Genomic DNA, 12,118 nt, shown 5'->3' on the forward strand with positions numbered 1-12,118 from the left:
ATATGACCAACATTTCCCAAAATGAAGCGGCGGCCTCTGGCCGCCCCCCTGCCCTCCCAAGCTGGGTCATTGCAAGGATTGAAGCCCTTGCCATCCCCGTCTTTGCCTTGATCGCAGGGGCTGCCCTTTTCTCCCTCTTCCTGATGACACAGGGAAAATCGCCGCAGGAGTTCTTCGCCCTGGTCTGGCGTGCGGCCTTCAGCTCGGCCTTTTCCTGGAAGAACACCCTGTCCCATGTCAGCCCGCTGCTGATGGCCGCCCTGTGTGTTGCCATTCCGGCTCGGCTGGGGCTGATGGTGATCGGCGGAGAAGGTGCGATCATTCTGGGTGGTCTGGCTGCTGCCGTTGTTGGTGCCAGCTGCGGCTCAATTCCCGCATTCTTCGGCTTTGCCGCCATGGTCGTCGCCGCCTTCGTGGTTGGCGGCGTCTGGATCGGCACTGTCGGTGCGCTGCGCGTCAAGCGCGGCGTCAACGAGACCATTTCCTCGCTTCTGATGGCCTATATCGCGACGGCCATCTTCAACCAGCTGGTCGAGAGTGTCTTTCGCGACCCGGCCAGCCTCAACAAACCGGCCACCATGCCGATTCCCGACGCCTTGCGCGTGACCGATCTGCCGTTTCTGAGTACCCATTGGGGTGTGCCGGTGGGGATCGTCATCTGCATCGCCTGCTACTTCCTGCTTGAGCGCACCACCATCGGCTTTGCCGCCCGGGTGACCGGTGACAATATCCGAGCGGCGCAGATTCAGGGTTTGCCAGTTTCCCGTCTGGTCATCGGCTTCACCGGTCTTGCCGGGGGACTTGCCGGTCTTGGCGGTTTCTTCGAAGTATCGGCCATTTATGGCAATGCCAACGACTCGCTGATTTCCGGTGTCGGCAACACGGGCATTCTGGTGGCCTTTCTGGCGCGGCACAATCCGCTAGCCATCATCCCCGTCGCCCTGCTGCTTGGCGGGTTTGAAGCCTCGAGCGGCCTTGTCCAGCGCCGCATGGACCTGCCAGACGCCACGATCCTCGTGTTCGAGGGCTGCATCTTCATTCTCGTCTTGCTGAGCGAAACCCTTTATGGCCGCTCGGACAGTCTCATCCGCAAGATCCTGTTTGCCGGGAGGTCCAAATGACAGATGCTTCAGCATTGGGTATGTGGGGTGTTCCCCTTGCCATCCTTGGCGGTGCCATCCGCGTTTCCACGCCCTTTCTGTTCGTCTCGCTCGGTGAATGCCTCACCGAGCGCTCCGGACGCATCAACTTGGGGCTCGAAGGCACGCTGGTCATCGGCGCGATGACCGGCTACGCCATGTCCTATCATTCGGGTTCCCCGTTCATCGGTGTCGCCTCGGCGGCGTTGGCGGGGCTGGTCTTCGGCCTCATTCATGGTTGGCTCTGCAGCTTTCGCCATGTCAACGACATTGCCGTTGGCATTTCCATGATGATCGTCGGGCTGGGCCTCGCCTTTTATTTCGGCAAACCATACATCCAGCCGACGGCACCGCGTCTGCCGTCCATTTCCTTCGGCTGGTGGTCGGACATTCCGCAGGTACAGGCCGCGTTGCAGGTCAATGTCCTGTTCATTGCCGGGGCAGTGCTGGCCTTCCTCATGGCCTGGATGTTCCGCAATACCCGTATCGGCCTCACCGTGCGTGTGGTTGGTGACAGCACGGATGCCGCACGCACCCTCGGCATTCGTCCCACCCGGGTGCGCGTTCTGGCAACCGCAGTTGGCGGAGCCTTTGCCGGTGTCGGCGGCTCCTATCTGTCGCTCTACTATCCGGGCAGCTGGAGCGAGGGCATCGCTTCCGGTCAGGGCCTGATGGCCGTGGCGCTGGTGATCTTTGCCCGCTGGAACCCGATCAACTGCTTCTGGGCCGCCTTGCTGTTTGGCGGAGCGGGTGCCATAGGCCCGGCGCTCCAGTCCGTCGGCATCACCCAAGGCTATTATCTTTTCTACGCCGCCCCTTACGTCCTGACCCTTGGCATTCTCGTCGCGACCTCCTCGACCGAGCGCGCCATGACAGGTGCCCCGGGCGAAATGAGCATCACGAAATAACGGAGCCGAACATGAGTGGATTGAGTGGTTTGAACGTCTCAGAAAAGGGAGTGGGCATCGGCCTTGTCCAGTTGCAGCTCCCCGTCGTCAAGACCAAGGCCGATCTGACGGCCCAGACGGCTCGCGTGGTCGAGCTGGTCGGCAAGGCACGACGCAATCAGGCGGGCATGGATCTGGTGGTCTTCCCGGAATACGCGCTGCATGGCCTCTCCATGGATATCAACCCGGAGATCATGTGCACGATGGACGGCCCGGAAGTGGCCGCCATGCGGCAGGCCTGCATCGACAATGCCATCTGGGGCTGTTTCTCGATCATGGAACTCAACCCCGGCGGCATGCCCTACAACACCGGCATCATCTTTGACGACAAGGGCGAACTGAAGCTCTATTACCGCAAGATGCATCCCTGGGTGCCGGTGGAACCATGGGAGCCCGGCGATGGCGGCATCCCGGTCTGTGATGGTCCCAAAGGTTCGAAGATCGGCCTCATCATCTGCCACGATGGCATGTTCCCCGAGATGGCCCGCGAATGCGCCTACAAGGGTGCAGAGATCATGATCCGCACTGCGGGCTACACCGCGCCCCTGCGCGAAAGCTGGCGCTTCACCAACCAGTCGAATGCCTTCTGCAATCTGATGGTCACGGCCAGCGTCTGCATGTGTGGCTCTGACGGCACCTTCGATTCCATGGGCGAAGGCATGATCTGCAATTTCGACGGCACGATCATTTCCCACGGCACCACAGGCCGCGTGGACGAGATCATCACCGCCGAGGTGCGCCCGGATCTGGTCCGCGAAGCCCGCACGGGCTGGGGCGTTGAAAACAACATCTACCAGTTCGGCCATCGCGGCTATGTCGCGGTCAAGGGTGGCGCGCAGGATTGCCCCTACACCTACATGACCGATCTGGCCGCTGGCAAATACCGCCTGCCATGGGAAGACGACATCAAGGTCACCGACGGCACCAGCTGCGGCTTCCCCGTACCCACCCGCCTCTATGGCGAAAAAGAGAAGGATCAATAATCATGGCAACCATCGCTTCTTCTCCCTATGCGTGGCCCTATAACGGCGATCTACGGCCAGACAATACCGCGCTCATCGTCATCGACATGCAGACCGACTTCTGCGGCAAGGGTGGCTATGTCGACAAGATGGGCTATGACCTGTCGCTGACCCGCGCGCCCATTGAGCCGATCAAGGCGGTGCTCGCGGCCATGCGCGCCAAGGGCTACACCATCCTGCACACCCGCGAGGGCCATCGCCCCGACCTTTCCGATCTGCCCGCCAACAAGCGCTGGCGCTCGCAGCAGATTGGCGCGGGCATCGGCGATCCGGGCCCTTGCGGCAAGATCCTTGTGCGCGGCGAACCGGGCTGGGAGATCATCGACGAGCTCGCCCCCCTGCCCGGCGAAGTCATCATCGACAAGCCCGGCAAGGGCAGCTTCTGTGCGACAGACCTCGAACTCATTCTGCGCCTCAGGGGCATCGAGAACATTATTCTTACCGGTATCACCACGGATGTCTGTGTGCATACCACCATGCGAGAGGCCAACGATCGCGGCTTTGAATGCGTGCTGCTGGAAGACTGCTGCGGCGCGACCGACAAGGGCAACCACGATGCCGCCATCAGCATGGTCAAGATGCAGGGTGGCGTGTTCGGCGCCATTTCCGACAGCGCCTCCCTCATTGCGGGGTTGCCCGAATGAGTGATCGTCGCAAGGCTCCCTCGGTCGAAACCATCGACATGACCATGCGTTTTGGCGCGTTCACTGCGCTTGATGCCGTCAGCATCAAGGTCGAGGCTGGCTCGTTTCATGCCCTCCTCGGCGAAAATGGTGCAGGCAAGTCGACGCTCGTCAAATGCATGATGGGCTTCTACAAGGCAACCGACGGGCAGATGACGGTCAATGACAAGGAAGTGGAGATCGACGACCCCAAGGACGCCTATGACCTCGGCCTTGGCATGGTCTATCAGCATTTCACTCTGGTTCCCTCGCTGACGGCGGCGGAAAATCTGGTCATTGCCCGGGCGGACACGCCTGCGGTGATCGACTGGCGCAAAGAGAGGCGGCGGCTTGAGACCTTCATGGCTTCAATGCCCTTCTCAGTGCCGCTCAACCGGCCGGTGCACAGCCTGGCAGCTGGCGAAAAACAGAAGCTGGAGATCCTCAAGCAGCTCTATCTGGGCAACCATTTTCTCATTCTTGACGAGCCGACCTCGGTGTTGACGCCATCGGAAGCCGATGAGGTGCTCGGCCATGTCCACAAGATGACCAAGGCCGGGGATCTGACGGTTCTGATGATCACTCACAAGTTCCGCGAGGTGCGCGCGTTTGCCGACAGCGTAACCGTCCTGAGGCGTGGCAAGCGTGTTGGAACCGGTCGCGTCGCCGATCTTTCCAACGACGACATGGCGGCGATGATGATGGGCCAGGCCGAAATGGCAACACCGCTCGCCCGGTCCGGAGACACTGGCCGGACCGTCCTTTCCCTCGATCACGCCAAGGCGGTTGATCGTAGCGGCACCAAGGAAATTTCCATTGATGCCCTTGACGTCCGTTCCGGCGAGATTGTCGGGCTGGCTGGCATTTCCGGCAACGGTCAGGTCGAGCTGATGGAAATGCTGACCGGCCAGCGCAGCCTTCTTTCGGGCTCCATCCGCGTCGAAGGCACGGCCTATCACGCCACCCGCAGCGAAGCGCGCCAGCACAAGGTCCGCTATCTGCCCGAAGAGCCCCTGCTCAACGCCTCGGCCCCGCACATGAGCGTTGCCGACAATCTGGCGCTCAGAAGCTTTGACGAGGATGGCCGCCTGTTTCTCGATCGCAAGGGCATCATGCAGCGCGCCAACGCGCTCATTGATGATTTCGACATCCGGACGCAAGGCCCCCGCGCCCCGATCCGGGATCTTTCCGGCGGCAACGTGCAACGCGCAGCCCTCGCCCGCGAATTGAGCGGCGATGTCACCTTGCTGATTGTCTCCAACCCGTGCTTCGGGCTCGACTTCTCCGCCGCTCGCACCATCCGCGATCGCATCATGGAGGCCCGCAACAAGGGTGCCGCCGTGCTGCTGATCAGCGAGGATCTTGACGAGATTCTGGAACTCTCCGATCGTGTTGCGGTGATCAGTGAAGGCCGGATCGCCTTTGAAACCCCCGTGGCCGACGCCGACCCCAAGGCGCTCGGACACTTCATGGCAGGGCACGCATGATCATGAACAGCACATCCAACAAAGAAATCGACGCCCGCCCCTTCGCCTTCCCCTTCTCGAGGGACAGCATCGGCCTTGTGGTCATCGACATGCAGCGCGACTTTCTCGAAGATGGCGGCTTTGGTGCCTCGCTTGGCAACGATGTCTCGCGCCTCAGAGCCATCGTTCCGACCGTTTCCCGCCTGATCGAGGGTTTTCGCGCAGCAGGCCTTCCGGTGATCCACACGCGCGAATGCCACAGGCCGGACCTGTCAGACCTGCCGCCCGCCAAGCGCGACCGGGGCAATCCGTCCTTGCGCATCGGCGAGGAAGGCCCGATGGGCCGCCTGCTGGTGGCAGGCGAGCCGGGAACCGAAATCGTGCCCGCCCTTCTGCCCATCGCCGGAGAAGCGGTGATCGACAAGCCCGGCAAGGGTGCCTTCTACCACACCGACTTTGGCCCGCTTCTGCAACAGCTAGGTCTCAGACAACTGGTGTTTGCCGGTGTCACCACCGAAGTGTGCGTGCAGACCACCATGCGCGAGGCCAACGACCGCGGCTATGACTGCCTATTGGCGACCGATGCCACGGAGAGCTATTTCCAGCATTTCAAGGATGCGGCCATCGAGATGATCGTTGCCCAAGGCGGTATCGTCGGCTGGGCCTGTGAAACCGACACCATTCTGGAGGCCATCCATGCCTGAACAGCGTGCCTTCGACAGCCTCCTGCTAGGCGGCTGGAACGAGTTGCCGTTTGAACCTTTCCGCGATGGCGTTGAGGTCCATTACCTGTGGCGGCAGGACAGCGGCCCTGTCTGGGCTTTCCTGCGCTACGAAGCGGGTGCCCGCGTCCCTCGCCACCGGCACAGGGGATTGGAGACAATCATTGTGGTCGAGGGATCGCAAAGCGATGAAAACGGCTGCTATGAGGTGGGCTCGGTCATTTGCAACTCGGAAGGGACGGCGCATGACGTCTGGTCTGAAGACGGATGCGTGGTTCTCATCCAGTGGGCCGAACCGGTGGAAATCCTCGGCGACGCATAGCCACCCGGCACGCCTCTCACCCCGGCAAGACGGACGTATAGCGGCGCTGGTGCCATATGAGGGGTGGCAGGCTGTTATCTAGGATCATGCTGCGGATGCGTCCGGCGAACAGCCGGTGGCCCGAGAGGTCGATTTCTGCTGTGACTTCACAGTCGAAGGTGGTGACGGCGTCAAACAGGCAAGGCGTGCCGCTGGGCCATTGCGACCAGTTGCCTTCATCAAAGCGCTTTTCGGGCACGACCTTGCCGGCAAAGGCATCGGCAATGCCTTGCTGCTTTTCTGACAGCTGCGCAAACGAGAATTCCTGCTCTTCATGCATGAGTGCGGCAAGCGAGGCGTGGGCGTCGATGGAGACGAGGATGGTCGGCGGATCGATCGACAGGGAAAAGGCTGCCGTTACCGTGCGCCCCTGTCGTGCCTTGCCCTTGCCCGCAGTGACGACACAGACTGAAGCCGCAAGCGCCGCCATGGCGCCGCGAAACTCGGTGCTGGCGATACCGTCCGGGCGTTCTGCAACCGGATGTTGCTCAGGGAACGAGGCTGTCTGGCGAGATTGAAACGTCATGAGGTGTCTGCACCCTGTCTTGATTGCCCGGAGTCGGGAAACTGGGGTTGGGAATCTGGAGTTGGGGAAGCGTCAGGCTTTGAGCAGGAAGGAAAGACCACGCCGCCTGAAGGCTGGCGTGGTCTGTCATGATCGGGAGAAGCAGGTCAGATACGTCTCCCAGAGCCCTCACGCCCCCTCGAGTGGGACGTGAGCGGGATGTGTCATTCCCTTAGCCAAGGTTTGCTTCGGCAAATTCGTAGTTGGCGAGCTTGTCGAGGAAGTTGGTGACATAGTCCGGGCGACGGTTGCGGAAGTCGACATAGTAGCTGTGTTCCCAAACGTCGAGGCTCAGCAGGGCCTTGCCTTCGCCGGTGGCCAGCGGGTTGACACCGTTCGGCGTCTTGGTAACGGCGAGCGTGCCGTCGGCCTTCTGGATCAGCCATGCCCAGCCGGAGCCGAACTGCGTGGTTGCTGCGGTCTTGAAGTCGGCCTTGAACTGGTCAACGGAGCCAAAAGCCTCGATCAGCTTGGCTTCCAGTTTGCCCGGGATGCCGCCGCCGTTCGGGGACAGGGCGTTCCAGAAATGAATGTGGTTCCAGTGCTGACCTGCTTGGTTGAAGATACCGGCGCGGGCGTCGTTGCCATAGGTCAGGGCGATGATGTCTTCCAGAGACTTGCCCTGCAGGTCGGCATTGGCTTCAACGAAACCGTTGAGGGCCGAGACATAAGCCTGATGATGCTTGTCATGGTGCAGTTCGAGGGTCTCCTGGCTCATGCCAGCGGCTGCGAGTGCGGAATGGGAATAAGGAAGAGCGGGAAGTTCAAATGCCATTGGTTTTCTCCTTTGATTAGCCCGAACTTGCGTTTCCGGGTTCAATCTGTTATTAAAACAAGTAACTACTTTGAAAAACAATTGGGCTAATATGTCAAGAGAAAACTTGGAAAAAAGAAAAATTTCTGCGGCTAAAGCGACAGATCGCATCTTGATGACCCTGAAAATGAACGGTGCCATGACGTCCGCCCAGATGGGAGAACGGCTGAAAACCACCGCCGAAGGCGCGCGCCAGCATCTGACCCGATTGACCGAAGAGGGGCTGGTGAGTGAAGAGCGGCGGGCAGAAGGCCGCGGACGCCCGGCGGTCTACTGGTCGCTGACGCAAAAGGGCCATGACCGCTTCCCCGATGCCCATTCGGACCTTGCCGTTGACCTGCTGGATTCAATCCAGAAGACCATCGGGCCGGAGGCGTTGGACAAGATCATCTCCCTGCGCGGAGCCCGCACACAGGAGCGCTATCGGGGCGAGCTGCAGCAGTGCGCCTCCTTGGCCGAACGTGTCGAGCGGCTGGCTCAATTGCGCAGCGCCGAGGGATACATGTCCGCGATGGAGGAAGAGGCCGACGGCAGTCTGATCCTGTTTGAGAACCACTGCCCGATCTGTGCCGCAGCCCGGCTGTGTCAGGGGTTTTGCCGCTCCGAGATCGAGACTTTCAACGCCTTGCTCGGTCCGGGTGTGGAGATCGAACGCATCGAGCACATCCTCAGCGATGCCCGCCGATGCGCCTATCGGATTCGTGAACAGAAGGCCTGAGGGAGCCTTTGGCGACTACAGTCAGGCCGTAGCAGCTTCCGTCAAGAACAGGCGCGACGCAATTAGAGGAGACGTGGCCGGTCGACCACACCTCCCCACTCTCATAGACGAGTTTCTCTCCGCATTACATGCCTGCAACCGCCTTATATGGTTACAGTTTCTCCCGTCGGACATAGTCCTGCACGGTTTCCGGCTTGACTGACGGGTAGCGATCATTGGCGATTGCATGGAGCTTGCCCTTGCCGCCGAACGAGCCACGATAATACATCAATGGCAGCCAGGCGTAGAAGTTGCCAGGCTCCGCCTTCAAGCGCGCTTCGATCTCGCGGTCAAGATCGGCATAGCTTCCTTTGTTCACGATCGTCAGCGACTTGCCGGAGGCTTCTTCATAGGCCTTGACCAGCTGGTTGAAAGTCAGGACTTCACCAGCGACTTCAAACACAGCTGGCACTTGTGCGTCATCAACGGCAACTTCGGCGGCGTAACGGCCTGTATCACGGTAGGTCGTGACATCCGTCACGGCGTCGCCGTCTCCCCACAGCAGAGCCTCATGCTGTTGAAGATCGAAGGCGCCAAGGAAACCGAAGACGATCCGTTTGTCGAGAAAGGCACCATTGAGAATATGGACGACCTCGACATCACCACGCCCGGCGTCGGCAACCTTCGCAAACGCGCGGCGGTCATCGCTATTGGGGTTGTCACCCTCGTCGAGCCCGAAAATATTGTAGGAGAAATCGGATGGGATGAAGCGCCGAACATGGGCCGCGCGGGCGGCGTTGAGCATTTTGGCCTGGGTATCGACGATAATCTCCTTACCACCGTTCAGTGCGGAAATAAGCGAGAAAGCGCCATTCAACCCGTCAACCAGTTGTTGGTCATTGCCCTCCTGCTGAAGGTCGAACTCGACAATCTCTGCCCCCCTCTGCTTCAGCGTCGCAAGCTTGCCCACGCTTTCCGGGCGCACCAACAGTCGCAGTTGAACGTTTGGCTTTTCGAGAAGAGCCTGTGCAATATCCGAACCAAGCGCACCAGTAGCGCCAGCCAAAACAACAATCTTCTTTTTGTCAGTCATTCCAAACCCTCGTACCTGCCCCGGTATTGATCAAACCCGGTTTCCATAGACAGATCTGGCCCCGGTCTTGACTTGTCGGTTTTCCTCGTGGGAAAAGAGTGATAGAAGAAAACCGACACGTGTTGGATAAAAATAATCGACAGGTTTCGGTTTGCAACCAATTTTTGAGGTCCGATTGTCCAGAACTTATAACAGTGAAGAAGAACCGCCTCACGATATCCGCATCGAGCGCACCCGCGCCCGTCTGGCTGAAGCAGTCCTGACACTCGCTGCTGAAAGCGACATCGCAGGTGTCTCCGTTGCTGAGCTTGCGCGGCGGGCGGGGGTCAATCGCAGCACTTTCTATGATCACGCCCAGTCGCCGGTTGAGTTGCTGACACGGGTGCTTTCCCAAGATCTTGACCATATGCGCCGGACCGGGATGGAACAACTGCGCCGTGATGGCCAGTTGCTTCGCTATCTGACCCGCAGCACCTTGCGGGAAATCATTCGCCATGTCGTGCGACATGAGGCAATTTATGCAGGACCGAGCTGCTCCTCTTCCACATTTGCCCTTCGTGTGGTTCTGGCCGAGCATATCGAGCAGTCCATGCTCACCATTCTGGGGGAAGGTTTTGTGTCTATGCCGGTGGCTGATGATCAGTTGGTGCCACTGATGGCCGCCTTTCTCGGGCATGGAGCAGCAGGAGCCATCGAGGCATGGCTGGGGCTACCGTCTCCCCGGGATGAAGACAGGCTCCTGTCCACCATAGAGGCGATGTATCCTCCGTGGCTTGCCCCTGTCATGGGCACCGAGCAGGACGAGGTGAGCCCTCCCCTGTAAACCGCAGCAGGAATATTCATTTGGGCAGTGAATTTAATCTCTTTTTACTGAGTTTCGAAACTCAATCACTGCAATTCCCAATTCATCGGACAGGCTCGTCAGGAATTGCAGAACCAACTGGAATTCCTCTTCGCTGTAGCTCTCCAACAGGGCTTCAACACGCGCTGCCAGGCCCCATAATGCAAGCAACGTCGATCGCGACGGGCTACTTGATCCTGTCTGCGCTGTCTGTCTGCATCCTTGCTGTCCTGATTTTTCTGCCCGGAACAGAGCTCCCCTGGCTCCTTTGAGCTTAGGGAGAGCCCTGCCATTGCGGTTTTCCCGGCCCACATCGCCCTTCCCTCTGCAATCGCAGGAGCCGCATCCGGCAGCATCCTTTGGGGCTCGATCGTCGGTGTCATCTGCGCATTCGTTGGGGAACTCTGTGCACATCTGTTCCACGTTCACGGCGACACCCACATTGACCCGCCGGCAACCGCAATTGCCATCTTGACCTTCTTCCCGAACGGTCTCACGGCACTAGGATTTTGGGCTCTGATTCCTCTGCCGGTTTGAGTGCGTATCAACCAAGCAAAACGGATAACAGAAGGCGGGAAGATCTCAATCTTCACGCCTATTTGCAAACGCGGCGATCAAGAAGCCATCCCATCGCTTGCAGAGAAAAGACCCTCTGCAAGCGATGGGATGGCTCATTGGGGAATCGCCTATTGCCTTGGCCCGAACGACAACAGGCTTTGGGAAATCTTTGAGCCCAAGGAAAAGTCCGTCGCGCTGGAGCGAATCCCCCAATTGCCTTAGGCAAATTCAAGGCGACAGCCCTTCAAGATCAAACATCAGCCGGCTATCGCCAATTTTGCGTAGAGCCTGAAGTGACTCCTCTATCAAAATATGACGCTAGTACATCATGGCATTGACTGCTGAGCGGTTTGCTCAGAAAACTCACTTTGTTGATTTCCGGGCCGGATATACCAGTAGAGCAGCACAAATATACCTATTCCAGTAAACGCGAGCAGAAACCACCAGCCAGATCTGCCAACATCATGCAGACGGCGAATGCTAACCGCTAGCGAAGGGAGTGCGATTGCAAGAATGACAACGTTCGAGACAACCGCAACGCCAGCATCATTCATTATTGCCGCATCGATGGTCGATCCGATTACCGATAACAACCAGGAAAAGAGCGTCCAATACCAAAATTCCGGACGTCCAGCTCGCCCCTCGAACGTGGTGTACTTCTTTAAGCAAGTGCTTATCGCTTCCAAGAAATTCATCTTTATACCCTCTTGCGCGGAAAGCGGGCGAGTAGCCACATCCCGTCCTTTCGGGCCAAGGGAGGCGGCACCCGTCTCGCTTTTCAGGCTCGGTTCAGTTGAAGAGATCGAAAATCTTCTGGTCGGGATTATCTTTGCATGCCTCGACCACGTCCTGGACGTTCTTGACCATCTGGTCCGGATCGATGACGGTATTGCCGGTGGCGTTGCTCAGATAGCCGTCGATCCAGAAAATAGTCGGCATGATGCCGTCGGGGTCGGCCATGAACTCCTTGCAGGTAAGTTCGGTCATGTCCACATTTTGCCCGGCAGATGCAATGGTCGGCAGGGTCACGAGACACGCCAGCGCGGCCGCCGTGATCATAATGGTCTTCATGTTCTTCTCCAATTCCTTCTCCAATTTCGACAGCACTGGCGAGAGCGTTAGAAACCTTCCATCAGACCGCCCCAAGCCAGCGCCTTCTCGATGGCGGCAATGCCATCGACTCGTCGCGCACGACGCTAGGACAACAGACACGGCTTTGTCTGTCCGGGAA

The 12,118-nt window shown here is 59.2% G+C and carries 15 protein-coding genes; 10 read left to right on the forward strand and 5 right to left on the reverse strand.

Annotated elements, in window-relative coordinates; genetic code table 11:
• Positions 1-2: 2 nt before the first annotated feature.
• The 7 genes from DSL70_RS05785 to DSL70_RS05815 are packed head-to-tail and all read left to right on the forward strand — an operon-like array spanning position 3 to position 6,280.
• Complete coding sequence (locus DSL70_RS05785; protein WP_119306950.1) at positions 3-1,121, forward strand: ABC transporter permease; 1,119 nt, start codon at positions 3-5, stop codon at positions 1,119-1,121.
• Positions 1,118-2,047, forward strand: coding sequence for an ABC transporter permease (locus tag DSL70_RS05790; protein ID WP_119306951.1), 930 nt, complete (start codon positions 1,118-1,120; stop codon positions 2,045-2,047). The genes DSL70_RS05785 and DSL70_RS05790 overlap by 4 nt, the downstream gene beginning before the upstream one ends.
• 11 nt (positions 2,048-2,058) lie before the next feature.
• The gene (locus tag DSL70_RS05795) at positions 2,059-3,069 is read left to right on the forward strand and encodes a formamidase (RefSeq protein WP_119306952.1); all 1,011 of its coding nucleotides are present in this window, start codon (positions 2,059-2,061) and stop codon (positions 3,067-3,069) included.
• Positions 3,070-3,071: 2 nt separating this feature from the next.
• Positions 3,072-3,752: a biuret amidohydrolase gene (gene biuH / locus DSL70_RS05800; protein ID WP_119306953.1), complete on the forward strand. Its 681-nt coding sequence runs from the start codon at positions 3,072-3,074 to the stop codon at positions 3,750-3,752.
• Entirely contained in the window at positions 3,749-5,257 is a 1,509-nt protein-coding gene (locus DSL70_RS05805; RefSeq protein WP_119306954.1) for an ABC transporter ATP-binding protein, read from the forward strand. The genes biuH and DSL70_RS05805 overlap by 4 nt, the downstream gene beginning before the upstream one ends.
• A gap of 2 nt (positions 5,258-5,259) precedes the next feature.
• Entirely contained in the window at positions 5,260-5,940 is a 681-nt protein-coding gene (locus tag DSL70_RS05810) for a cysteine hydrolase family protein (RefSeq protein ID WP_119307294.1), read from the forward strand.
• Positions 5,933-6,280, forward strand: coding sequence for a cupin domain-containing protein (locus DSL70_RS05815; RefSeq protein ID WP_119306955.1), 348 nt, complete (start codon positions 5,933-5,935; stop codon positions 6,278-6,280). The genes DSL70_RS05810 and DSL70_RS05815 overlap by 8 nt, the downstream gene beginning before the upstream one ends.
• 16 nt (positions 6,281-6,296) lie before the next feature.
• On the opposite strand, the gene DSL70_RS05820 is transcribed toward DSL70_RS05815, so the two are convergent.
• Positions 6,297-6,845, reverse strand: a complete 549-nt coding sequence (locus tag DSL70_RS05820) for a flavin reductase family protein (RefSeq protein ID WP_119306956.1) — start codon at positions 6,843-6,845, stop codon at positions 6,297-6,299.
• Positions 6,846-7,056: 211 nt separating this feature from the next.
• Positions 7,057-7,659: a superoxide dismutase gene (locus tag DSL70_RS05830; RefSeq protein ID WP_119306958.1), complete on the reverse strand. Its 603-nt coding sequence runs from the start codon at positions 7,657-7,659 to the stop codon at positions 7,057-7,059.
• 154 nt (positions 7,660-7,813) lie between these two features.
• On the opposite strand from DSL70_RS05830, the gene DSL70_RS05835 reads away from it, so the two are divergent.
• Positions 7,814-8,416, forward strand: coding sequence for a helix-turn-helix transcriptional regulator (locus DSL70_RS05835; RefSeq protein WP_205563196.1), 603 nt, complete (start codon positions 7,814-7,816; stop codon positions 8,414-8,416).
• Between the two features lie 151 nt (positions 8,417-8,567).
• Here DSL70_RS05835 and DSL70_RS05840 read toward each other — a convergent pair whose 3' ends face one another.
• Positions 8,568-9,488: an NmrA family NAD(P)-binding protein gene (locus tag DSL70_RS05840; RefSeq protein WP_119306959.1), complete on the reverse strand. Its 921-nt coding sequence runs from the start codon at positions 9,486-9,488 to the stop codon at positions 8,568-8,570.
• 175 nt (positions 9,489-9,663) lie between these two features.
• Between DSL70_RS05840 and DSL70_RS05845 the strand changes: the two genes are divergently transcribed.
• Both DSL70_RS05845 and DSL70_RS22930 read left to right on the forward strand, forming a co-directional pair.
• Positions 9,664-10,311 carry a TetR/AcrR family transcriptional regulator gene (locus DSL70_RS05845; protein ID WP_162916390.1) on the forward strand — a complete coding sequence of 216 codons (648 nt, stop codon included), beginning with the start codon at positions 9,664-9,666 and terminating at the stop codon, positions 10,309-10,311.
• Positions 10,312-10,659: 348 nt separating this feature from the next.
• Positions 10,660-10,866, forward strand: coding sequence for a DUF7973 family transport facilitator (locus DSL70_RS22930; RefSeq protein ID WP_483458438.1), 207 nt, complete (start codon positions 10,660-10,662; stop codon positions 10,864-10,866).
• Positions 10,867-11,213: 347 nt separating this feature from the next.
• On the opposite strand, the gene DSL70_RS05855 is transcribed toward DSL70_RS22930, so the two are convergent.
• The gene (locus DSL70_RS05855; RefSeq protein WP_119306962.1) at positions 11,214-11,582 is read right to left on the reverse strand and encodes a DUF805 domain-containing protein; all 369 of its coding nucleotides are present in this window, start codon (positions 11,580-11,582) and stop codon (positions 11,214-11,216) included.
• Positions 11,583-11,676: 94 nt separating this feature from the next.
• The gene (locus DSL70_RS05860; RefSeq protein ID WP_162916391.1) at positions 11,677-11,958 is read right to left on the reverse strand and encodes an HdeA/HdeB family chaperone; all 282 of its coding nucleotides are present in this window, start codon (positions 11,956-11,958) and stop codon (positions 11,677-11,679) included.
• Positions 11,959-12,118 lie beyond the last annotated feature (160 nt).

Origin of the sequence: Cohaesibacter haloalkalitolerans (genome assembly GCF_003574655.1) — a bacterium.
Lineage (GTDB): Bacteria > Pseudomonadota > Alphaproteobacteria > Rhizobiales > Cohaesibacteraceae > Cohaesibacter > Cohaesibacter haloalkalitolerans.